26 protein-coding genes are annotated in these 21,941 nt (G+C 68.1%); 9 read left to right on the forward strand and 17 right to left on the reverse strand.

All coding sequences use genetic code 11. The features are described from left to right. Positions 1-111: 111 nt before the first annotated feature. The 7 genes from BW733_RS10430 to BW733_RS19430 all read right to left on the reverse strand — a co-directional run bounded on the left by BW733_RS10430 (position 112) and on the right by BW733_RS19430 (position 7,350). On the reverse strand, positions 112-366 hold the full coding sequence (locus tag BW733_RS10430) for a hypothetical protein (RefSeq protein ID WP_077350299.1): 255 nt from the start codon (positions 364-366) through the stop codon (positions 112-114). A gap of 254 nt (positions 367-620) precedes the next feature. Next, a complete protein-coding gene (istB, locus tag BW733_RS10435; protein ID WP_077348793.1) occupies positions 621-1,427 on the reverse strand; it encodes an IS21-like element helper ATPase IstB in 807 nt (268 codons plus the stop codon). Further along, complete coding sequence (istA, locus tag BW733_RS10440) at positions 1,424-2,731, reverse strand: IS21 family transposase (RefSeq protein ID WP_202970175.1); 1,308 nt, start codon at positions 2,729-2,731, stop codon at positions 1,424-1,426. The genes istB and istA overlap by 4 nt, the downstream gene beginning before the upstream one ends. Before the next feature lie 154 nt (positions 2,732-2,885). Further along, complete coding sequence (locus tag BW733_RS10445; RefSeq protein ID WP_077350303.1) at positions 2,886-3,077, reverse strand: metal-sensitive transcriptional regulator; 192 nt, start codon at positions 3,075-3,077, stop codon at positions 2,886-2,888. A gap of 28 nt (positions 3,078-3,105) precedes the next feature. Then, the gene (locus BW733_RS10450; protein ID WP_077350305.1) at positions 3,106-5,898 is read right to left on the reverse strand and encodes a heavy metal translocating P-type ATPase; all 2,793 of its coding nucleotides are present in this window, start codon (positions 5,896-5,898) and stop codon (positions 3,106-3,108) included. Between the two features lie 491 nt (positions 5,899-6,389). Next, complete coding sequence (locus BW733_RS19425) at positions 6,390-6,992, reverse strand: hypothetical protein (protein ID WP_237268157.1); 603 nt, start codon at positions 6,990-6,992, stop codon at positions 6,390-6,392. A 58-nt stretch (positions 6,993-7,050) separates the two neighbouring features. After that, positions 7,051-7,350 carry a heavy-metal-associated domain-containing protein gene (locus BW733_RS19430; RefSeq protein WP_237268158.1) on the reverse strand — a complete coding sequence of 100 codons (300 nt, stop codon included), beginning with the start codon at positions 7,348-7,350 and terminating at the stop codon, positions 7,051-7,053. 643 nt (positions 7,351-7,993) lie between these two features. Between BW733_RS19430 and BW733_RS10465 the strand changes: the two genes are divergently transcribed. The 3 genes from BW733_RS10465 to BW733_RS10475 all read left to right on the forward strand — a co-directional run bounded on the left by BW733_RS10465 (position 7,994) and on the right by BW733_RS10475 (position 9,557). Further along, positions 7,994-8,791, forward strand: a complete 798-nt coding sequence (locus BW733_RS10465; RefSeq protein WP_077350309.1) for a prolipoprotein diacylglyceryl transferase — start codon at positions 7,994-7,996, stop codon at positions 8,789-8,791. Between the two features lie 8 nt (positions 8,792-8,799). Continuing rightward, positions 8,800-9,231 carry a hypothetical protein gene (locus BW733_RS18610; protein ID WP_175558271.1) on the forward strand — a complete coding sequence of 144 codons (432 nt, stop codon included), beginning with the start codon at positions 8,800-8,802 and terminating at the stop codon, positions 9,229-9,231. Between the two features lie 146 nt (positions 9,232-9,377). Continuing rightward, a complete protein-coding gene (locus BW733_RS10475) occupies positions 9,378-9,557 on the forward strand; it encodes a hypothetical protein (RefSeq protein ID WP_068752814.1) in 180 nt (59 codons plus the stop codon). A gap of 102 nt (positions 9,558-9,659) precedes the next feature. Here BW733_RS10475 and BW733_RS10480 read toward each other — a convergent pair whose 3' ends face one another. From BW733_RS10480 to BW733_RS10490, 3 genes are all read right to left on the reverse strand, one after another. Then, entirely contained in the window at positions 9,660-10,313 is a 654-nt protein-coding gene (locus BW733_RS10480) for a DUF305 domain-containing protein (protein ID WP_073186934.1), read from the reverse strand. An 88-nt stretch (positions 10,314-10,401) separates the two neighbouring features. After that, the gene (locus BW733_RS10485) at positions 10,402-11,541 is read right to left on the reverse strand and encodes a sensor histidine kinase (RefSeq protein ID WP_077350311.1); all 1,140 of its coding nucleotides are present in this window, start codon (positions 11,539-11,541) and stop codon (positions 10,402-10,404) included. After that, positions 11,538-12,245, reverse strand: coding sequence for a response regulator transcription factor (locus tag BW733_RS10490; protein ID WP_077350313.1), 708 nt, complete (start codon positions 12,243-12,245; stop codon positions 11,538-11,540). The genes BW733_RS10485 and BW733_RS10490 overlap by 4 nt, the downstream gene beginning before the upstream one ends. Before the next feature lie 122 nt (positions 12,246-12,367). Between BW733_RS10490 and BW733_RS10495 the strand changes: the two genes are divergently transcribed. From BW733_RS10495 to BW733_RS10505, 3 genes are read left to right on the forward strand one after another with little or no spacing between them, the layout of a single operon-like run. Next, positions 12,368-12,670: a thioredoxin domain-containing protein gene (locus BW733_RS10495; protein WP_202970176.1), complete on the forward strand. Its 303-nt coding sequence runs from the start codon at positions 12,368-12,370 to the stop codon at positions 12,668-12,670. Next, positions 12,670-13,635 carry a cytochrome c biogenesis CcdA family protein gene (locus tag BW733_RS10500; RefSeq protein WP_077350315.1) on the forward strand — a complete coding sequence of 322 codons (966 nt, stop codon included), beginning with the start codon at positions 12,670-12,672 and terminating at the stop codon, positions 13,633-13,635. Before BW733_RS10495 ends, BW733_RS10500 begins: the two co-directional genes overlap by 1 nt. Further along, complete coding sequence (locus BW733_RS10505; protein WP_077350317.1) at positions 13,632-14,249, forward strand: peroxiredoxin family protein; 618 nt, start codon at positions 13,632-13,634, stop codon at positions 14,247-14,249. Before BW733_RS10500 ends, BW733_RS10505 begins: the two co-directional genes overlap by 4 nt. A 53-nt stretch (positions 14,250-14,302) precedes the next feature. On the opposite strand, the gene BW733_RS20120 is transcribed toward BW733_RS10505, so the two are convergent. Next, positions 14,303-14,497, reverse strand: a complete 195-nt coding sequence (locus BW733_RS20120; RefSeq protein ID WP_418361318.1) for a DUF305 domain-containing protein — start codon at positions 14,495-14,497, stop codon at positions 14,303-14,305. 52 nt (positions 14,498-14,549) lie between these two features. Next, positions 14,550-15,733, reverse strand: a protein-coding gene (locus BW733_RS10515; RefSeq protein WP_152024659.1) for an IS3 family transposase whose coding sequence is annotated in 2 segments (ribosomal slippage) — positions 14,550-15,469 and positions 15,469-15,733 — 1,185 coding nt in all. Because the reading frame shifts where the segments join, the coding sequence is not laid out codon by codon here. Between the two features lie 502 nt (positions 15,734-16,235). Here BW733_RS10515 and BW733_RS10520 point away from each other — a divergent pair. Further along, the gene (locus BW733_RS10520; protein WP_152024660.1) at positions 16,236-16,865 is read left to right on the forward strand and encodes a hypothetical protein; all 630 of its coding nucleotides are present in this window, start codon (positions 16,236-16,238) and stop codon (positions 16,863-16,865) included. A gap of 40 nt (positions 16,866-16,905) precedes the next feature. Here the strand turns inward: BW733_RS10520 and BW733_RS10525 are convergent, their stop codons facing one another. After that, on the reverse strand, positions 16,906-17,301 hold the full coding sequence (locus tag BW733_RS10525; RefSeq protein ID WP_077350321.1) for a RidA family protein: 396 nt from the start codon (positions 17,299-17,301) through the stop codon (positions 16,906-16,908). Positions 17,302-17,406: 105 nt separating this feature from the next. Here BW733_RS10525 and BW733_RS10530 point away from each other — a divergent pair, with 105 nt between their 5' ends. After that, on the forward strand, positions 17,407-18,387 hold the full coding sequence (locus BW733_RS10530) for a helix-turn-helix transcriptional regulator (protein WP_077350323.1): 981 nt from the start codon (positions 17,407-17,409) through the stop codon (positions 18,385-18,387). 51 nt (positions 18,388-18,438) lie between these two features. Next, positions 18,439-18,690 (forward strand): LLM class flavin-dependent oxidoreductase, encoded by a 252-nt coding sequence (locus tag BW733_RS10535; RefSeq protein ID WP_077350325.1) that lies wholly within the window; start codon positions 18,439-18,441, stop codon positions 18,688-18,690. Between the two features lie 26 nt (positions 18,691-18,716). Here the strand turns inward: BW733_RS10535 and BW733_RS10540 are convergent, their stop codons facing one another. From BW733_RS10540 to cmtR, 4 genes are read right to left on the reverse strand one after another with little or no spacing between them, the layout of a single operon-like run. Next, a complete protein-coding gene (locus tag BW733_RS10540; RefSeq protein WP_077350327.1) occupies positions 18,717-19,043 on the reverse strand; it encodes a hypothetical protein in 327 nt (108 codons plus the stop codon). Further along, entirely contained in the window at positions 19,040-19,594 is a 555-nt protein-coding gene (gene lspA, locus BW733_RS10545) for a signal peptidase II (protein ID WP_077350329.1), read from the reverse strand. Before lspA ends, BW733_RS10540 begins: the two co-directional genes overlap by 4 nt. Continuing rightward, a complete protein-coding gene (locus BW733_RS10550) occupies positions 19,591-21,504 on the reverse strand; it encodes a heavy metal translocating P-type ATPase (protein WP_174718230.1) in 1,914 nt (637 codons plus the stop codon). Before BW733_RS10550 ends, lspA begins: the two co-directional genes overlap by 4 nt. After that, on the reverse strand, positions 21,501-21,860 hold the full coding sequence (gene cmtR, locus BW733_RS10555; RefSeq protein WP_077350333.1) for a Cd(II)/Pb(II)-sensing metalloregulatory transcriptional regulator CmtR: 360 nt from the start codon (positions 21,858-21,860) through the stop codon (positions 21,501-21,503). The genes BW733_RS10550 and cmtR overlap by 4 nt, the downstream gene beginning before the upstream one ends. Positions 21,861-21,941 lie beyond the last annotated feature (81 nt).

Here is a 21,941-nt window from a genome sequence, read left to right on the forward strand (position 1 = left end):
TGGTACCAGGTGGGTGGATGCCGTGGGGAGCGGCCCGTCTGGTCACTTGTACCCCCTTGCCTTGGCGTTCGCTGGGTTTCTGTGGGTCGGGCACTCCGCGCCGGCCAAGTTTCAGTGGCGGTGCCCGGCGCCGGGGCGGCCGTGCATGAGCAGCATCATGCCTGCGCAGAGGAGGCCGCCGATCAGCGCGCCTGCGCCGCCTCCGCTGAACAGCGACCACAGGCCGAACCCGATCAACGGTAGGCACATCAGGAGCATGTGCCACATGTGGCCACCGTGGCCCTGGTGCTGTTGGGCGGGTCCGGTGGCCGCGGGTGGGGTGTCGGGGCCGGTGTCGGTGGGGCGGTGTTGGCTGTGGAGGCGCATGAGCCGGGTTCCTCTCGTTCGGGTGCTGCTTCCACTGTGCGGGGTCCGGATTCAGATCCGATCCGCGGCCGGTCAACCTCTGATCAAGAACGGTTCAGCTGCGGACGAGGCGGGCGATGGCTGTGGAGGCCTCGGCGACCTTGGCGTCGCGGTAGGCGGGGTCTGGGGAGTGGATGGCCTGGGTGAGGCAGTGACGGTGCTCAGCGATTTTCCCCAGAGTTGCTCGTCGAAGTTCCTCAGGTCGCGGGGTTAGGTTAGCGCAGGTTGGTGCCGGTTGTGGCGCGGCGTAGTTCGTCGGCTGCGGCGTGGTGGTTGCGGAGTCGGTAGGAGGGGCCGTCGAGGGTGATGACGACGGAGCGGTGGAGGAGCCGGTCGAGCATGGCGGCGGCGACGGTGGTGTCGCCGAGGATCTCGCCCCAGGCTCCGACCGGCCGGTTCGTGGTGATCACGATCGAGGTCTTCAGGTAGCGCTGGTTGATGACCTGGAACAAGGCTGAGGCGGCCTCGCCGGGCAGCGGGAGGTAGCCAAGCTCGTCGATGATGAGCAGGGTCGGACCGGCGAAGAAACGCATCATGGTGGACCACTTGCCTTCGATCGCGGCGCGGTGGCAGCGGGCGGCGAGGTCGGCGGCGGAGGTGAAGTAGACGCGGTAGCCGGCGGTGACGGCGGCGTGCCCGAGGCCGGTGGCGATGTGGGTCTTCCCGACGCCGGGTGAGCCGATGAGGAGGATGTTGGTGGCGGTGTCGAGGTAGCGGCAGGTGCCGAGTTCGGTGAGCAGGTTTCGGTCGATGCCGGAGGCGTGGTCGAGGTCGAAGTCGTCGAGGGTGGCGCCGGTGGGGAGGTTCGCGAAACGGAACCGGCCGGCGAGGCGTCGGGCTTCGGTGGCGGTGACCTCGATGCGCAGTAGGTGCTCGAGGGTGTGGGTGAGGCTCCAGCCCTCGGTTTGGGCTTGGTCGAGCACCTTCGGGAGGGCGTCGGCGGCGTCGGCGAGTTTCAGGTCGGTGAGGTGGTTGCGCAGCTGTTGGTAGACGCTGGCGGCGGTGTTCGTGGTGGTGGTCATGGGAGGGTGTTCCTGTTCTTCGCGGCCTGCTCGTAGGCGGCCAGGCTGATCACGGTCGAGAGCGGTTCCGCGGCGCCGGTGAGCACGGCGGCGGCGCGCAGGGCGGTGGCGCCGGGTGGGATGCGTTCCTTGCGGCGGTGGGAGCGTCCCGGCGGTGCCGAGGCGAGGGCGATCGTTTCGAGGGCGGTGACGTGTCCGGTGTCGCGGATCGTGACCCCCAGGCCCGGTTCGGCGACTCGGTGTCGGGCGAGGACCGCGCCGGAGAGGGTGGCGATGTCGATGGTGTCGCTGCCGTGGCGGTGATGGACGACGACCTTCCCGGCAGCGAGTTCGGGTGGGACGGAATACCGGTTGCCGCGCCAGTCGATCAGCGCCTGCCGGGTGGCGGTGCGTTCCTCGGTGAGGATCACCGGGAACACCGTCGGTGGCAACGCTCGGAGCCGTTCGGCGGCGAACATCGCCTTCGCGGTGCTCCACCCGGACACGTCTTCCCGGCGTCGCTGGTCTTGTCGGCGGGCGAACGCCTCGACACCGGCCTGGGCCTGCTCGAGGGTGAGTTCGTCGGGCAGAGTCCGCCACCAGCGTTGCGCGGCGGTGTGGTTATTCTTCTCGACCACGCCCTTGCGGTTGCCGGAGCGGGGCCGGCAGGCGACCACCTGGACGCCGTGGTGCTTCGCGAACCCGGCGAACATCGCCGTCAGATCCCCCGTGACCGGGTCCAGCACGGTGCGCATCCGATCGAAGCGCCACACGCGAGTGAGCCCACCCAGCAGACGCAGCAAGGTGCTCATCGCGGCCAACAGGTGCGGCAGATCCATCGACGGGGCGAGCACCGCCCGCCAAACCCCCGAGTGGGCCAGCGAGCCGACCAGCAGGAACGCCTTCTTCGTCGGGAACCCCCAGTGCGTGGGCGCATCGGGCAGCTCGAGCCAGTCGAACTGGGTCTCCTCACCCGGCGGATGCTCGATGACCGCGTTCGGACGCTTCGTGACGTGCGCGCAGGCGGCGCAGGCCGGCCGCAGCCCGCGGTCACGGATCTGTCGGGTCAACGTCGGATACGACCCCGCGTAGCCCAGCGGGCGCAGCTCGTCGAGCAACGTCGCCGCCCACAAATGCGGGTCCTCCGATAGGCGCGCGCTCACGTAGTCGACGAACGCCTCGAACGAGTCCGGCACGGCGCGTTGCCGCCGCCCCGGGACCCGGTCCCCGTTCAAGTACGCGCGGATCGTCTTGCGGTCATGGTTGGTGCGGCGGGCGATCTCGCTGATCGTCATCCCCTGCCGTTTCAGAGCGTGGATATACACGCTGCTCCTTTCTGAGAGCATAAGAACAAGGGCCTTCCTCGAGGTGGTGTGTGGTCAGAGACCACCAGTCTCGGGGAGGGCCCGCCTCATGCGGCGGAGCGACCCAGGGTGAGGAATTTCGATGAGCAGAACTGGGGAATTTCAGTGAGCGCCGTCAGCAGTGCTGGAGGTGGTTGTCGACCAGGTCCAGGGCGACTGAGCGCAGCGAGCCGGTGACTGCTGAGGTCTGCGTGAGGATCTCGATGCAGTTGGCGTCCTGATAGACCATGCGGGCGATGCCGCGGATATGGCCTTCGATCACGGCGAGTTGGCCGATGAGTTCCGGACGCTGTGGGTTGCCGGTCATGTGTCCTGGACCTGGTCTGGTTCGGCGGCTAGTGGTGGTGCGGTGCGGGGGTGTGAGCCTCGGGTTGGTGCTCGGCCGCGATCTGGGGGTGTCCGTAGCGGGCGGGGTCCGCGTCGAAGGCTTCGGCGCAGTGGGTGGAGCAGAAGTAGATCGTGGTCTCGCTGCGGGTGCGGGTGGCGGCCGCGGTGGCGGGCTTGACCTTCATTCCGCAGACGGGATCGATGTGGGTGGTGGCGGTGGTCTTCTTGCCGAACATGGGGGTGTCCTTTCCTGTGGTGTGGTGCTGGGTGGTGGGGGTCTCGCCGCCGATTTCGACGACGGGGGTGACGGGGGAGCCGGTGGTGGGGGACTCGTGGATGGGGTGTGGTGCCCAGCGGCGGAGCCGGTTGGCGTTGGTGACCACCGACAGTGAGGACAGGGCCATGGCTGCGGCGGCGACGATGGGGCTGAGCAGGATCCCGAAGACGGGGTAGAGCAAACCTGCGGCGATGGGGATGCCGAGGGTGTTGTACAGGAACGCGAACACCAGGTTCTGTTTGATGTTGCGCATAGTGGCCCGCGACAGGTCAACGGCGGTGACCACCCCTGACAGGGCGCCGGAGATCAGGGTGATGTCGGAGGATTCGATGGCCACGTCGGTGCCGGTGCCGATCGCGAAGCCGACGTCTGCCTGCGCGAGGGCGGGGGCGTCGTTGATGCCGTCGCCGACCATTCCGACGATCTTGCCTTCGTCCTGGAGGCGTCGGACCTCGGCGGCCTTGTGGGCGGGCATCACTTCGGCGACCACGCGACGGATCCCGACCTGGGAGGCGATCGCGGCGGCGGTTGCCCGGTTGTCGCCAGTCATCATGATGACCTCGATGCCGCGTGCCTGGAGGGCCGCGACCGCGGCCGGGGAGCCGTCCTTGATGGTGTCGGCGACCGCCACGATTCCCGCGGGGAGCCCGTCGACGGCCACCAGCATCGGCGTCTTGCCCCCTGCTGCGAGCGCGTCATGCAGCGGCCGCAGCGTGTCGGTACTGATGCCATTTTCGTCGAGAAGTCGCCGGTTGCCGACCAGGACGTCGTGGCCGTCGACGTGGCCGCGGACGCCTTGCCCGGTGACCGAGTCGAAGTCAGTGACCTCGCCCAGGGTGAGACCGCGGTCGGTGGCGCCGGTCACGATCGCCGCCGCCAGGGGGTGCTCGGAGCTGTTCTCGATCGCGGCGACCCAGCCGAGGAGCTGGTTCTCATCGAACGCTGCTACGGTGGCGACGTCGGTGAGGGTCGGTACACCCTTGGTGATGGTGCCGGTCTTGTCGAGGATGATCGCGTCAAGCTTGTGCGCGGTTTCCAGCGCTTCAGCGGAGCGGATCAGGATGCCGTGTTCGGCTCCCTTGCCGGTGCCCACGGTGATCGACATCGGGGTCGCGAGCCCCAAGGCGCAGGGGCAGGCGATGATCAGGACCGAGACGGCGGCGACGAGCGCAAACACGAACACCGGCGGGGGACCCACCAGCAGCCAGATCGCCAGCGTCCACACCGCGATGATGATCACGACCGGGACGAAGTAGCTCGAGACCTTGTCCACCAGCCGTTGGATGGGGGCCTTCGAGCCCTGGGCCTCACGGACCAGTTTGATGATCTGGGCGAGCAAGGTATCGGAGCCGACCTTGGTGGCGACATAGCACAGTGCCCCGGTGGCGTTGATGGTTGCGCCGATGATGGTGTCACCGACCGTCTTGGCCGCAGGGATCGACTCCCCGGTCACCATCGACTCGTCGACCGCGGAGGATCCGTGAATCACCTCACCATCAACGGGCATCTTCTCCCCGGGGCGGATCACGATCACATCCCCGACCACGACGTCCTCGACCGGGATCTCCAGCTCCACATCTTCGCGTAGGACGCGGGCGGTGCGGGGCTGCAGGCCGATCAGTTTGCGGATCGCCTCACCGGTGCCGGCCTTGGCTTTGGTTTCCAGGAGCCGGCCGAGCAGGATCAACGTGATGATCACCCCGACGGCTTCGAAGTACACCTGCCGCAGCTCCTCAGGCAGTAGTCCGGGGGCGAAGGTCACCACCAGGCTGTAACCGAACGCCGCGACGGTGCCGAGCGTGATCAGCGAGTTCATGTCTGCGGTGCGGTGCGACAGTGCACGCCACCCCACGCGGTGGATCGGCCAGCCCGACCACAGCATCACCGGCGCAATCAGCGCCAGCTGCAACCAGGGACTCATCAAGATCTCAGGCACCCAGGTGGCGCCGAACAGCTCGACGGCCATCACCGCGATCAGCACCGGGGCGGTGAGGATGGCGCCGATGATCACCCGCCGGGTCAGGTCCCGGATCTCCGCAGCCCGCTCTGCCTCATCATCGGCGCCGTCGGTCGCAAGACCGGCCACTGCCGGGGAGGCGGCCACCTGCGCGTGGTGATGATCCGATGCTGTGGTGGGGGTGGGTGCGGTGTGGGGGTCGCCGGTGACGCGGATCAGACCGGAGACCATGTTCATGCCGCATGCGAAGCGGAACTCGCCGGCCTCAGTCGGGGTGAACTCGACGGCCGTGGTCCGGTACGCGGGAAGGCTCGCGTTGACCTTGAAGTCCGGCATCACCACCCGCGAGGTGCACTCGCCACCCTCTCGGCGGTCGAACATGATCCGCACCGGCATCCCCGGACGCACCCCGTCGATCACCCCCGGGTTGTAGCCGCCGTCGACAGTCACCTCCACCACCTGAACACCATCTTCGATGCGGACCTTCCCTGCCCGTTTCGGGCCGAAGAAGAACCACAGCAGCAACCCGGTCAGGACCACCGCCCCACCTATGACCAGCCAGAGCATCACAATCTCCACTTCCACTCGACTCCCACCCAATACCCTGGGGGGGTATGTATCCAGGGTAGGCCCGCGCAGGTCCGGACGACCCCGATGGGGTCAGGCTTCGGTCAAGATTTCCCGGCCGTCGTCCACAGGGGCTGTGGTGAGGGCATGTCGGAGCCGGCTGGGTCGGGGCCGGCGCCGATGTCGGGTCACTTCGAATCCGGAGCGGTCGAGGGTGGCCCGGACCTGGGCGCTGGTCACGGCGCCGGCCGGTGCCAGCGTCAACAGCGACTCGCCGTGCGGCTCCAAATCCATCCCGACGGTATGCACCCCGGGCAAGGCCCGGACCGCGTCCACAGCGCTGATCATGCAGCGCCAACAGCTGAGCCCGCGCACCCCGTAGGTGGCCTGTGTCATCGTCGTCACGTCGAATCACCCTCTCTTCCTGGTCGGTTTCGCGTGTTCATGTTCGATGGTGCCCCCCGCGGTGTCGGGAACCGGTCTGGGTGGGGTCAAGATCCCGACAAGACCCGGCCAGGTGGGCGGATCTTCACCGCACCCACACCACCGGTCACATGAACAACGAGTAGGACCCGGACAGGTACCAGTAGCAGGTCACCGGTGACGACTTCGGAGGTTGGGACCTCCACGGGCTGACCGTCCCGGAGCACGACTGCCTGGGAGGGCGCGAGTTCGAGCAGCGTGCGCACAGCGTCGGTCGCGCCGCCACGAGCCCGCATCTCCAGCCAGTGCCCGAGCAGGACGAAGGTGGTCAGGACCGTGGCGGCTTCGTAGAAGACCTCACCCCCGCCGGTGAACGTGACCACCACGCTGTACAACCAGCCCGCCCCGACCCCGACCGCCACCAGGACCATCATGTCCAGCGTTCTCGCGCGGAGCGCCCGGAAGGCCCCGTCGAAGAAGATGATCCACGCCGAGTAGAACACCACCGGAAGGGACAAGATCAGCGAGAAGACGTCGTCGCGCAGCCCGAAGGGTGCCGGCACGGTGAACCCCAGGACCTCTCGCCCGATCGGCGACCAGAACAAGATGACCACCGACAGGACCGCGGCGACCAGGAGCCGGTTGCGCATGTCGCGCACCATGTCCACCATCGACCCACCGTGCCCGCCGTGGCCCATCACCGCCTGCGCGGACCCGCCATCCTCATCCTCACCGCCTCGTGGCCGGTGTGCCGCTCGTGGCCGATGTGGGGGTCGGTCGAGACCGGTTCCGCCATGGTGTGGCTAGGTACCGACTGCCGGTGCAGTGGTAGCCGCAGTCATTGACCCAGCCGACCAGTTGGGCGACCGACGTCTGGTTCGGGTCATATGTGACCGTCGCGGTCTGGGAGACGGCGCTGGCCTCGACGGCCAGCACGCCGGGTACCCCAAGTAGCGTTCTCTCGATCACTGATTCCGAGGTGGCCCAGTGCAGGCCACCGGCCTCCAGGACCGTGGTTTGACTCTTCATGATCGGGTCTTCCTCTCCGACCGCTTGGCCGACAGGTCGTGCGCCGACGGGCTCGGCGGATGCCTGCCCGTCCGTCCGGTCTCAGGCCGTCGTGGCCCTGACCGGGGCGGGAAAGAACTCGCTGGTCACGGCCCCGGCCGGGGGCAACAGCGACTCCACCGGCGGCTCCAGATCCAGGTCGACGCAGTGGACGCCAGATTCTGGAGATCGCGGTGCCCCGCGAGCACCACATCCGCTCGGACGCCATCTGAAGAGCTGCCGCTTGAACCCATCTCGACCACCAGCCATTGAATCTCGAGTTTGGCACGCACCCGCCACGGAGCTTCGACCTACGCCGAAGAGCCCTTTCCTCAACTTCCGAGCCGACACGGGGGACCCGTGGTATCGACGCCGCCACCACACCCCAAAGGGGTATGTCATCAGGGTAGGCAGGGTGCAATCCAAAAAGTCACGGTCAGGTGGTCAGGCTTCGCTCAAGATCCGCATTACTGTGTGGCGTTACCTCGTCCAGGCACGTGGACGGGGATCTTGACCAAACCTTGTCCGGGTCCTGCTCGTTGCTTGAGGTGACCGGTTGAGACTGGCAGTGAGGCCCCGCGGTCACGTCGCGCGCCTGGAACAGTTTCGACGATGGGAGTGGGCTGTGTGGCCTGAGGTGTTCTCGATTTTTGGTGTGGGGATCCAGAGCTATGGGCTGAGTAAGGCGCTGGCGCTGCTGGTCGGCGCGTTCCTGTTGGGTCGCGCGTTCACGCGGATCGGTTACGACAAGGAACTGGCGCACTCGATCGCGTTGTGGGCGACGGTGTGGGGGTTCGTCGGCGCGAAGGTGTACTACCTGATCGCGAACTGGGACAACTTCAGTTGGCACCTGTTCGGCGGGTCCGGGTTCGTCTGGTACGGGGGATTGATCGCCGGGTCGATCGCGGTGATCGTGATGACTCGACGCCACGATCTGCCCCTTGGACGGGTGGCGGGCGCGATGGCGGCGCCGCTGTCGGTGGCCTACGGCATCGGCCGGATCGGCTGCTTCCTTGCCGGTGACGGCACGTACGGCACACCCACCGACCTGCCCTGGGGGATGGCGTTCCCCAACGGGGTGGTGCCGGTGAACGTGCCGGTGCATCCCGTCCAGCTGTATGAGGCCGCCGGCGCCTTCCTGATCGCCGGCATCCTGTGGGCGCTGGGTCGCAGGCTGCGACCGCTGGCCGTGTTCGGGTCCTACCTGCTGCTCAGCGGCGCGGCACGCCTGCTCGCCGAGGTCGTCCGGATCAACCCGCACGTCCTGTTGGGCCTCACCGAGGCGCAGCTGATCGGCATCGTCAGTATCATTCTGGGCGTCGCCCTGATCCTGCGAGACGCCTTCCACCCCGCAGTTGCGCCCTCAGATGCTCCTGTCGGCTCCGAATCGGCCGTCCTTAGCTCTCACCCGGTCGGGAGGTGAGCGGCGCCATGGACACGATCACCGAGCCGGCCACAGCCGTGAGGGGTGGTCGCGGGTTCTGGGGTGCGCTGTGGGCCGGGACCAGGGCCACCGTCGGCGCCCTGATGGGACTGGCGCCGCACGTGATGCATCACATCGGCTTCCTGGCCGGGGCCGCGTTCCTGACCGGGTTCCTCGGCAACTCGCTCCTCTATGTGGTCGGGTTGCTGCTGAGCATCCCGCTGCTGCGACGGCTGCGTCGCCGATTCGGCACCCGGAAGGCCCCCGCGATCGGGGTCGCGGTGTTCACCGCCCTGTTCGCCCTGTCCGCGTTCGTGATCGGGCCACTGTTCAACCCCGCCACCCCCAACCAACCAGACACGCCGTCACCGGCGGCCTCCGCCAGCGCGTCCGGCACCGAGGACCACGAGGGGCACCACAGCGCCTCGCCCACCCCATGATCAACACCACAATGAAATGAAAGGAAACCAAGCACATGTGCAATCACGAGCATGGACACCAGCACGGGAACCAGCAGGAGGCAGGCTGCTGCGGCGGTCACGCCGGCGGCGGTCAGGGTGGGGGCCATCACTGTCAACATGACGTGGTGGCGGGCCCAGGCGACGAGCTGGTCACCTGCACGGTCCGCGGGACCAGCACGCTGAAGTCCACCGCCGAGGCGGCGGGACTGTTCCGCGACGTCGAAGGCCAGCGGTTCTACTTCTGCTGCCGACGTTGCCAGGACCTCTTCGACGCCGAGCATCTCGCCAGCAACCCAGCCGCCTAACCCCGCCAGGTACGGCGTTCGCGCCAACCAGGGCAACCGACGAAGCGCCCGCCCAGCCACAACGGCTGGACGGGCGCCTCATCGCTTGCACGCCTGGGTTGGTCAGAGGCTGGTGAGCATCTCCTGCATCTCGGTGATCTCAGTCTGCTGGTCGGCGATGATCTTCTCCGCCAACATGAGAGCATCCGGGTTCTGCCCCTCGGCCAACTGCTGCTCGGACATCCCGATCGCACCCTCGTGGTGGGCGATCATGGCCTCGAGGAACGCCTGATCAAAGTCGGCGCCGGACATGCCGTCGAGTTGGGTCATCATCTCCTCCTGGCTCATTCCGTTCATGTCCATGCCGCCCATGTCCATGCCGCCATGCCCACCGGGGGAGACATCTTCACCCCAGGCGCTGAGCCAGGCGGTCATCTCCTCGATCTCCGGGCCCTGGGCCTCGGCGATCCGCTCCGCGAGGGCCACGACCTCGGGGGATTCGGCGCGTTCGATCGCCAGCTGAGACATCTCGATGGCGCCCTCGTGATGGATGATCATCATCTGCGCGAACGTGGTGTCCTGGTCGTTGTGGTCGGCGGACACCTCAGATGAGGCGCTCGCCGACGCCGACTCGGACTCAGTGGCCGTGGCGGAGGTGCTGCCTGTCGGGGAGGTGGTCGCCGCCGGGGGAGTGGCGCCCTGGTCCGCGCAGGCCGCCAGGGTGGCCGTCAGGACCAGCCCCGCCAAAGTGGCAGTGATCCGCTTAGTGCGTGTCATGAAAGATGCTCCATTCCTGGCCGACGGGGGCCGCCGGTCCTAACGTCGAGGCTATGAACGATCAGCTCAAGAGCCAACCCGTGTAAGGTCAAGAATCGATCAAGACCCGCTCAGGTGCTGGCGCGGTGGGCAGGTGCAGGGTGAAGATCGAGCCGTGTCCGGGGCCGGGGCTGGCGGCTGTCAGTGAGCCGCCGTGAGCCAGGGCGAGGCTGCGGGCGATGGTCAGCCCGATCCCGGAACCGCCGGCGTCGCGGGCCCTGGCCGTGTCGGCGCGGTAGAACCGTTCGAACACCTTCGAGAGCTGCTCCGGGGTGAGGCCATCGCCGGTGTCGGTGACCGTGATCACCACCTCGTCCCTGGACTCGCGTGCACTGATGTGCACGATCCCGCTGGGTGGGGTGTGCCGCAGCGCATTGTCGAGGAGGTTGCCCAGGATCTCACCCACCCGCTGCGGATCGGCTGCGACGAGGCCCGGGTCGGAGTCCGCGGACAAGACGACTCCCTTGGCCTCGTATCGGGTGGTGACGGAGGCGACGGCGGGTTCGATGAGGTCCCAGACCGGCTGTGTCTGGGTGTCGAGGGTGAATCGGCCTTCCTCGGCGCGGGACACGTCGTCGAGGTCGGCGGCGATCTTCTTGAGCCGGGCGGCCTGGAGGGTGAGCAGTTGTTGGCTGTCGTGGTCCCAGGGGACCACGTCGTCGATGACGGCCTCCAGCTCAGCGGTCAGGGTGGCCAGGGGGGTGCGGAGCTCGTGTGCCACGTCGGAGAGAAGCCGCCGTCGGCTGGTCTCGGTGGAGTCCAGGCGGCTGGCCATGTCGTTGAACGCGTCGGCGACGGCCGTGAACTCGGGACTTGTTCCACTCTGGGGGACGCGGGCGGTGTAGTCGCCTGCCTCGAGCTGGGCGGCGGCTGCGGTCAGTTGTTCCAGTGGGCGGCGCAGCCGCCTGGTCTCGATCCAGGCCAGGCCGATAGCCAGCGTGAGCGCCACCACCAGTCCGATGCCCAACGATCTGACGCCAGCGTCGAGGAACGCCTGCTCCACATGCCCCATCTCGGCAGTTCCGACAGAGTACCCGAGTTGTTGCAGGTGTTCGTGGAACAGTGGGGGCCCGACCACCACAGCGACCAGGGCGGCGGTGATCACGCCGACCGCCACCACCAGGGCCTGGGTGAGGAAGGTGCGGGTTCCCCACCGCATCCGGCCCACGAGACCGCGCAGCCTGGTCATGCTCCTGGTCCCATCCGGTAGCCGACTCCGCGGACGGTGAGGATGTAGCACGGTTCCGCGGGCGGGTCGTCGAGCTTCTTGCGGAGATTTGCCACATGCACGTCGACGACGTGATCGTCGCCGACCCAGCCCGGGCCCCACACCGAGTCGATAATCTGCCGCCTGCTCAGCGCCACGTTGGGTCGGGCTGAGAGTGCGTCGAGGATGTCGAACTCGGTGCGGGTGAGCCCCACCTGCTGGTCGTCGACCCACACGTCGCGGCCTTCCGCGTCCACCCGCAGCCGCCCGAACTCGCGCGGCGCGGTCAGTTGTGTGCCGTGGGTCTGGCGGCGCGGGCGTCTCAGCACGGTGTTGACGCGGGCGATGAGCTCGCGGGGGCTGAACGGCTTGGTCAGGTAGTCGTCGGCGCCCACCGACAAGCCGATCAGTTTGTCGACCTCGTCGGCGCGGGCGGTCAGCATCAGGATGTAGCAGTCGGAGAACAGCCGGATCTGGCGGCACACCTCGATGCCGTCGATGCCGGGTAGGCCCAGGTCAAGGATGATGACGTCGGGGTCCAGGTCTTGCGCCGAGGAGACGCCGTCCGGGCCGGTGTAGGCCAGGGCGGTGTCGAAGCCTGCCTTGTTGAGGTAGGAGGCGACGATCCCTGCCAGCGGGCGCTCGTCGTCGATCACCAACACACTCGACCTGCGGGGCTCAGCCATACAGCCATTATTGACACTCCCCGCCCGCCACCCCACCCCCTCACGGTGCTGAGGGAGTGTTCTTGGCCGAATCTTGACCCGGGCTGAACCGTTCCCTGATCTGGAGGGTTGAGGCTGGGATCGTGAACGAGATTCCGGCATCAGCACCGCCGACCGCCCCGACCGAGGTGGTCAACGTCACCTTGGTGACCACCCCCGCCTGTCACTTCTGCGACGACGCCCATCAACGCCTCCACGCTCTGGAACGTGCAGGATTGTTGCGGCTGACGGCAGTGCCGGCGGAGTCACCGCAAGGTGAGGCGCTGATCGCCGAGCACCGCCCTGGGAGTTTCCCGCTGACCCTGGTGGCGGGCAGGTACTTCCACGCCGGCCGCATTCCGCGAGGCAAGCTGGCGCGGCTCGTCGACCGCCTCGGTGCCCGCTGATGGGTGCCGACTTGCTCAGCGCGGGAGGGATCCTGGCGGCGTTCCTCGCCGGCGGCGTCGCGCTGTTCGCCCCGTGCTGCATCGTCTTCCTCGCCCCCAGCTATCTGGCCGCGGCGGCGAAGAACCGCCGTTGGCGCCTGATCCCGCTGACCTTCGTGTTCGCCGCCGGCCTGGCAGCGGTCCTGGTCCCGATCACCATGGGGGTCAGCCTGATCGCCGGCGCCATTGCCAAGTACCACGTGGTTCTCTACTGGGCCGGCGGCCTGTTGATGATCGGACTCGGCCTGTTGGCGTTGTCGGGGGCGATGTGGTCGATGCCGTCGTTCCTCCGGGCGCCTGACACCGCACGCGGGGACACTGCCACCTTCTTCAGCCTCGGCGTGTTTTCCGGCATCGCCTCCAGTTGCTGCGCGCCGGTCCTGGCGGGCGTGATGACCCTGTCGGCGCTGTCCGGCTCGCCCGTCGGTGGGCTGGTGCTCGGTCTGACCTACGTGTTCGGGATGGTGATCCCGTTGTTCGTGATGGCACTGCTGTGGGACAAGCGACCCGAGCGGATGCGCAGCCTCCGCGCCAAGCCCATCCGGATCAACCTGGGCCGCTTCACGCTGGCCACCAACACCGTCAACCTGCTGGTCGCCGTCGGGTTCGTGATCATGGGCATCCTCGTGATCGGCCAAGCCGGCGCCACCGAGATGACCGGCGCCGACGCCCCGCTGGTCGGCATGGGCGCCTGGCTCTCCGAGGTCTTCGCCTGGCTGATCGCGATCACCGCCCCTATCCCCGAGGCCGTCCTCGGACTGGCACTGCTCGCGCTGGTGGCCGTGTTCGTCATCGCCACCCTTCGCGACCGCCGACACGCCAAGCCCACCGCCGCCGTCCATGACTGCTGCGACACCCAACCAACACCGACCCCCGCGCCCGAAGGAGCCAGCGCTCCGACGACACTCTCCCAGGAGCCACGATGACCACCACGAACCCCGCACCCTCACGGCGCGAGCAACTCAAAGCCCGCCAGGAGGCCGAGACGCGCCGCGACACGAAGCGCCGCACGTGGAGCCGGATCATCGGCGGAGTAGTGACCCTGATCGTCGTCGTCGTCGGCTACGGGCTGTGGACCGCCATCCCAGAACAAGGCGACACCCAGCGCCTCGCCCCCGACTTCACCCTCACCACCACAGCCGGCGCCACGGTCACCCTCAGCGACCTACGACCCAGCCCGGTGCTCATCTACTTCAACGAAGGCGCCGGCTGCGCCTCCTGCACCATGCAGATGGCCGAGATCGAGAAGAACCCCGGCTTCGCCGAGGCCGGCATCCAGGTTTTGCCAATCGTCATGAACAGCGCCGAGCAGATCCTGCCCGACATGCAGCAATTCGGCGTCACCACCCCTTACCTCCTCGACGACGGCACCGTGTCCAAGGCCTACGACGTCCTCGACAAGGGCATGCACCCCGGGATGCCCGGACACGGCTTCGTCCTCATCGACGGCGAGGGCGTCCAGCGCTGGTACGGCAACTACCCCTCCATGTGGCTCGACCCCCAGGAACTCCTCGACGAAGTCACTACACGACTGCGGTGAAGTCATTGCGGGGGACGTGTCGTTCGGTCCGAGTGCCCCGCGGCGGCTTCGACTCACTGGTACCGCTTGAGGATCTCCTTCATCTGGGCGATCTCCCTTTCCTGCGCCTCGACGATCTCGCTGCAGAGCTGTTCGATCTCAGGATCGGTGATGCTGGCCTCCTGGCACACCAGGATGGCGCGTGAATGGTGCGGAATCATGGAGGTGAGGAATCCCTCGTCGCCTACCCCCACCTCGTTGCGGCCCATGAAGAACTGGGCTGGCGCGGTGTTTCCGGACAGCGGAGTTGATTGGTTTCTCTTACGCTGCCAGTGCTGGCTGTTGGTAACTGTAGTGGACCTCGTTGGGCCTGCGGTAGCCGAGGGCGGAGTGCCGGCGGCGGCTGTTGTAGAAACCCTCGATGTAGGCGATGACATCACGCCTGGCACGTTCTTTCGTCGCGTAGACGGTGCGGTAGACCCGCTCGTTCTTCAACGCGGAGAAGAACGATTCGGCCATCGCGTTATCCCAGCAAACGCCCGTGCGCCCCATCGAGGAGGGCATGCCCAGCCCTGCCACCAGTGCCCGGTAGCCGGCCGAGGTGTAGACGCTGCCGCGGTCGCAGTGGAAGATCGCGTCAGGCTCGATCACGGCCGTCACGGCCGCGTTACGCAGCGCGGTCTCGACGAGTTCGGTGCGCATGTGATCAGCGATCGACCAGCCGATGACCTTCTTCGAGTAACAGTCGATCACAGTGGCCAGGTAGATGAAACCCTGCCAGGTGTGGATGTAGGTGATGTCGCCGACGAACTTCACCCCGGGCCGCTCGGCAGTGAAGTCCCGTTTCACCAAGTCAGGCATGCATGCCGCAGCTTCCGCGTCTGCTTGGGTTGTGACCCGGAACGGGCGCGGTTGGCAAGGCACCAGGTGTTCCTGCCGCATGATCTGGCGCACCAGCTCCGGTGAACACTCCACGCCCTCAGCCGCAAGGTCGGCGTGGATGCGTCGATAGCCGTAGGTGCCGTCAGAGGCCGTGAAGAAGTGCCGGACCCGTGCAGCCAGGGCCTCCCGGCGCGCGGCAGTCGCCGACTGCGGGCGCTTGAGCCAGTCGTAGAACCCCGAGGTTGACACCGCCAACCACAGACACATCTTCCACACCGGGGTCGTCTCGGTCGGGTCGTTTCGGAGGGAATCGATGTACTCGTACTTGCCCACTACCGCGGTTCCCTCGCGAAGTAGGCCGCGGCTTTTTTTAGGAACGCCGTCTCCGCACGGAGCTCCTGATTCTCCCGCTCGAGCTCCTTCAACCGAGCACGCTCGGTGACCGTCAGCTCCGTCTCGGTGCCCCCGTGCGCGTCGCGGTACTTGATCAGCCAGTTACGCAGCGTCTCCGGGCCGACACCGTAGGCCTCAGCGACCTCCCGGATCGGTTTCGAGGTCGAGATCACCTCCTGACACAGCTCGTCCTTGAACTCCTGGCTGAATCGCCGTCGTGATGCAGTCATCCTGCCGATCTCTCTTTCAGTAGCGCCCTGAGCTTAAGAGGGCCCACCGTCCGAAATCTCTAGGCCGCCCAGGGGCCCTGCGGTCGGCTGCCGGTCCTGCTCGGTGTCGGTTCTTTCCCCTGCCGGTGTTTGCTCGTCAACGTGAGCTGGGCCACTGTCGCAGCCGTGGTCGGCGTTGTTGCCTCCCAGTTTCCGTCCGCCGGCCTTCGTCGCTTCTTGGGTCGTCCGGCGGTTCCTTGATCGTCGGTCGTCTGTTGCCGGCCAGCCTCGGTCAGCTGCCCGTGCGGCGTTGTCGGTGGGTCTGCTTGTCGGGTGCTGGTCGTGTTCGGTGCGGGTGGTTGAGGCCGCCCGGTCAGCTGCCCGTGTCTGTCCTGCAGGGGTTGCGGGTGCTGCTGGCAGGGCGGGCGCGCGCGGCTGCGGGCCGTGGCCCTGGGTCGCCCTCGTTGGTCGGGGTGGTGACCGCTTGTGGTCGCTCCTGACGAGGGCGGATAGGGTGCAGGTCATGAGGGCATTTTTGAGGGGTGCGGCGACGCTCGGGGCGCTGATCGTCCTGGCGGGTTGCACCGTGCAGTTCGACCCGCTTTCGCGACCGACCGTCACCGTCACCGCGGCCGAGCCGACCGGGGCCAGCCAGGCTGGCTCGATCCCACCGTCGGCGGAACCGAGCCAGACCCCGGTGGCCGCGAGCGAGACCGCGCAGGCGTCGACGCCGGCGGCCGCCGGATGCGTCGACCCGACGATCAAGCTGCCGTGGTTCGTCTCGCCCGAGGCGTGCCAGGCCGTCGAGATGGCGCCCTACGCGGCGCAGGACTTCCGCACCCCGTCGGGCAACATCTCCTGCCAGATGGAGAACGGCCAGGTGTGGTGTGCGGCGATCGAGACCCAGATGATCGCCGACACCCACAACCCCGAGGGCGACGGCATCTGCGACGGCTACGTCCTCAACGACGCCGCCCGCCTCGCCTGCCACAGCATTCCGAACGAAGAGGTCGATGGGCCGACCGTCGCCTACGGGGAACGGGTCGGGGTCGGGGAGTTCGCCTGCACCGTGGAGGACATCGGCGTCACCTGCTGGAACGGGCTCACCGGGCACGGGTTCTTCCTGTCAAAGGCCAGGTACGCGTCCTGGTGAGCCCGCGACGGCCCGACGCCCATCTGAACCGCCGTTGGGTCTAGTCGACCGCGGTGCCCTCGAGCTCGACGACCTGGCCCGGGATCGCGAGGCGGGTGACGCCGAGCATCGTCGTCGTCGGCGCAACCCCGGCCTCGGCGAGCCTGCCCGCGAGCACGCCGTAGTGGGGGAACAGGGCGTCGACATCGGTGGTGTACACGTTGAGCCGGACCAGGTTCGCCAGCGACATCCCCGCCGCGGCGAGCACCGACTCCAGATTCTCGACTGCCAGCGTCAGTTGCGCTGCGACGTCCCCCTCGTGGAGCGGGCGACCCTCGGCGCTCATCGCGGTCTGGCCCGAGATGTACAGCGTGCGTTGCGCTCCGCGGACGAGTTCGCCCTGGTTGAAGCCCAGGTCGAGCGACCACGGGGCCGGGTTCACGGCTGAACGTTCCATGTCTTCTCCTATCGTCGGGCCGCGGCCGGGTGCCGCGGCGCCTGCAGACCACCTTTCCCATCAATCACGACATCTTGTGGCGTGATTTCCGGGAAGATTCGGGGCATGCGCGCCGACCGACTCGTGTCCCTCGTTCTGCTACTGCGGCAGCGCGGCAGGATGACCGCCGACCAGCTGGCGGGCGCGCTGGAGGTCTCGACCAGGACCGTGCTGCGCGACATCGACGCGCTCTCGGTGGCGGGGGTGCCCGTCTATGCCGAACGCGGACGACACGGCGGCTTCGCACTCCTTCCGGGGTTCCGCACCGAACTGACCGGACTGAACGACGACGAGGCGCTCGCACTTCTCACCGCCGGACGAGGCGACGGCGCCTTCGGGCTCGGAGGCCAGCTCGTCTCGGCCATGCGCAAGGTCGTCGACGCACTGCCAGAGGCGCAGCGACCCTCGCTCGACGATGCGTCGAGCCGGCTGCTGATCGAGCCGGAACGCGACCTGCTCTCTCGGCGTCGGGCGCCGGAGGAACTGGCCGACGGCGTCATGACGGTGGTCCGCCGCGCCGTGCTCGCCGGTCGCCGGCTCCGGTTCCGCCATGCGCGGCCCGGCGAAGAGCCGAAGGTGCACGCCGTCGACCCCGTGGGCCTCGTGACCGTCCGCGGCCGCTCCTACCTGCTGGCGCTCAAGGGGGACGAGGACCGCACGTACCGGTTGTCGCGGATGCTCTCTGCGGAGGTGCTCGCAGACCCGGCGCAGAGGCCAAGGCAGACCGACCTCGAGCGGATCTGGGCAGAACGTGGCGCCGCCTTCCTGTCCGAGTCGCGACTCGCGGTCACCGTCCGGGTGCGTGGCGATCGTCGCGACGAGCTGCTCGACCACGCAAGAGTTGTCCGCTCCGCGGAGGATGAGACCGATGGATGGGTGCGGCTCGAGGTCGACTTCGAGGACCTGCGCCACGCCGTCTGGGCCGTCTGGCAGCTCGACACGGGGGCCGAGGCGCTGGCGCCCGAGTCGTTGCGCTCCGCGCTGCGCGCACGTGCGGTCGCCGTCGCTGAGAGACACGCGGAGGCGGTAGATCCGCGGAGAAGTTGAACACTCCACTAAATCGGGAATCTTCCGTCGGCTGCGACCGTTGTACCAGGCATGAGAGCTTTCGGATTCCTGTCCTTCGGGCACTACGCGCCCATGCCCGGGTCGCAGACCCGTACCGCGGCGGACATGCTCAAGCAGACGGTCGACCTGGCGGTCGGCGCCGACGAGATCGGTGTCAACGGGGCGTACGTCCGCGTCCACCACTTCGCGCGGCAGGCCGCGTCCCCGATGCCGCTGCTGACGGCGATGGCTGCGCGCACGAAGCGGATCGAGGTCGGCACCGGTGTCATCGACATGCGCTAGCGCATGTCGCGGTTGCAACACTCGCCTTATCGGTCGCTCTCGCCGCCTTGCATGCGGTCGCGCAACGCCTCATCGATCTGTGTTGCCGCCGGTGCGCCGGCGAAACCGTTCTCAGCCACATAGACACGGCACGCCAGTGAGTGAACGAGTGTTGTCGGGAACAGGTCGATGCCGTCGACGAGAATCGTAGGCGAGCCTCCGAACCCAGTGTTCGCCGCTTCGGCCTCGGTCCCGATCGTCACCAGCTCGACAGGCACGGCCCCGAGTCCGAGAGCGTCCAGCGCTGCCCGTGCGTTGGCTTCGGCGATTCCCGTGTTCGGGCAGTCGGCGATGTGCAGCAGTTCCACCTTCATGAAGCTTCTTCCGTTCGTTCACCCTCAGCTGTCGTGCGAGGGGTCTGCGTGAGGAGGTTCAGACATACCAGGCCGACACCGGCGACGACGAAGACGTCGGCGACGTTCCCGACGAACAGGTCGCCGTAGGCGAGGAAGTCCGTGACGTGCCCCTGCCCGAACGCGGGCGAGTTCACGAGCCGGTCGACGAGGTTGCCGACCGCGCCGCCGAGGACCAGCCCCAGCGCGACGCCCCACCGCGCCCCGCGCATCCGTGCGGCAAACACGACCACCGCCACGGCGGCGAGGAGGCCGCTGATCGTGAAGATCCAGGTGGCCCCGGAACCGATCGAGAACGCGGCTCCGGGGTTGTAGACCAGCGACAGCCCGAACAGGTCGCCGACCAGCGGGATCCGCTCGCCCTGGGTCAGCTGCGCCGCGGCGAGGACCTTCGAGCCTTGATCGATCGCCAGAGCGAGCGCCGCGACGACGAGGGCGACGACGAGCGCCTGCCTGCTCCTCGTGGATGCCCCGCCCGTCGACTCGACGACAACGGCGTCCTGCGCAGTCACGCGGCGCTCTTCCGGGTCCGGGCAGCCCGCAGGCCGTTGAGGATCACGACGACCTCGGCGATCTCGTGCACGAGCACCACGGCCGCGAGCCCCAGGACGCCGAAGAGGGCGAGCGGGAGCAGGGCGGTGATGATCAGCAGCGAAAGGATGATGTTCTGGTTGATGATGTGCCGTCCGCGGCGGGCGTGGTCGAACGCACGCGGCAGCAGGCGCAGGTCGTGGCCGGTGAACGCGACGTCGGCGGACTCAATCGCGGCATCCGAGCCGGTCGCGCCCATCGCGATGCCGATGTCGGCAGCGGCGAGGGCGGGAGCGTCGTTGATGCCGTCGCCGATCATCGCCACAGCCCCCTTCTCGCCGAGTTCTGCGATCGCGGCGGCCTTGTCCTCCGGGCGCAGCTCGGCACGCACGTCGCCGATCCCGGCTTGGGCGGCGAGGGCGCGGGCGGTGCGAGCATTGTCGCCGGTGAGCATGGTGACCCCGATGCCCTGTGCGGCGAGGGTGCGGACGACCTCGGGGACCTCGGGACGCAGCTCGTCGCGGACGCCAATCGCGGCGACCGGCGTGCCGTCGCGGTGCACGATCACGACCGTCATGCCCTGCTCCTCCAGCCCAGCAACCTGCTCGCCGAGCGTCCCGGCGTCGAGCCAGCGCGGGCTGCCGACCGTGATCCGCGCACCGTCGAGGGTTCCCTCGATGCCGTGCCCGGCCTGCTCGGTCACACCGTCAGCCGCGGGGGCCCCGGGGGCCGCGGCGGTGATCGCGGCCGCAAGGGGGTGGGTGCTGTGCTGCTCGAGCGCGGCGGCCCAGGCCAGCGCCTGCTTCTCGGTCACGCCCTCGGCGGTGAGGACGGCGGTGACGGCGGGCTCGTTGCGGGTCAGGGTGCCGGTCTTGTCGACGGCGACGTGGCGGATCACGCCGAACCGTTCGAACACGGCCCCGGACTTGATGATCACGCCGAACTTGCTCGCCGACCCGATCGCGGCCACCACGGTCAGCGGCACCGAGATCGCCAGCGCGCAGGGAGATGCCGCCACGAGCACGACGAGGGCGCGGGTGATCCACAGCTCCGGGTCGCCGAGCAGCGACCCGATGATCGCGACGAGGGCGGCGAGGATCAGCACGCCCGGGACGAGGGGCCGGGCGATGCGGTCGGCGAGGCGGGCGCGGTCGCCCTTCTCTGCCTGCGCCTTCTCCACCAGGTCGACGATCGTGGTCAGCGAGTTGTCGGTGCCCGCCGCGGTCGTCTCGACCTCGAGCGCCCCAGCGGTGTTGATCGCGCCCGCGGAGACGGTGTCGCCGGGTTCGACTTCGACCGGGATCGACTCGCCAGTGATCGCGGACGTATCCAGGCTGGAGCGTCCCGTGCGGACGATGCCGTCGGTCGCGATCCGCTCACCCGGCCGCACCAGCATCAGCTGACCGACAGCCAGGTCCTTCGCCGGGACCTCGACCGATGCTCCGTCGCGGCGGATGGTCGCGGTCTCCGGGACGAGCTTGAGCAGCGCCCGCAGCCCGCCGCGGGCACGGTCCATGGCCTTGTCCTCCAGCGCCTCAGCGATCGAGTACAGGAACGCCAGGGCGGCGGCCTCCTCGACATACCCGAGGATCACCGCGCCGACCGCGCTGATCGTCATCAGCAGGCCGATGCCGAGCTTGCCCTTGAACAGCTTCCGGATCGCGCCCGGGGTGAAGGTCGACGCGCCCAACAGCAGACCGATCCAGAACAGCACCAGCGCCGGGACCTCCAGCCCCGCCCACTCCAGCACCAGGCCGGTCAGGAACGCGACGCCGGAGAAGACCGGGACCATGATCCCGCGGTCCCGCCACCAGGGACGCGCCGCCTCCTCGGCTTCCTCTCCCGAAGTGGTCTCAGGCTCGTCGTGCTCGCAGCCGCACGCCGCGCTCACTCGCCCGCCCCCGTCCCGCAGCAACCCGGCACTGTGCACGAAGAGTCCACGCAGGGCGCGTGCTCGTCGACAGCGAGCGTCACGTCCACCAGTGCGGTGAGCGCCGCCGCCAGATGCGGGTCGGCGATCTCGTAGCGCGTCTGCCGCCCCTCCGGCTCGGCGACGACGATGCCGCAGTCGCGCAGACAGGTCAGGTGGTTGGAGACGTTCGAGCGAGTCAGCTCCAGCTCGCGCGAGAGCACGGCCGGGTAGCTCGGGCCGTCGAGCAGGGTCATCAGAATCCGGGAGCGCGTCGGGTCCGCCATGGCCCGGCCGAGCCGGTTCATGACGTCGAGACGAGAAGCAACAGTCAGCATGCACTGAACTATACAGTGTTGGCTGACTTATTGTCGACTCGCCAGGGCTGCCGCACGCGCTCCGCGCGCTTGCCCTCGGGA

It is taken from the genome of Tessaracoccus flavescens, assembly GCF_001998865.1.
GTDB classification, from domain to species: Bacteria; Actinomycetota; Actinomycetes; order Propionibacteriales; family Propionibacteriaceae; genus Arachnia; species Arachnia flavescens.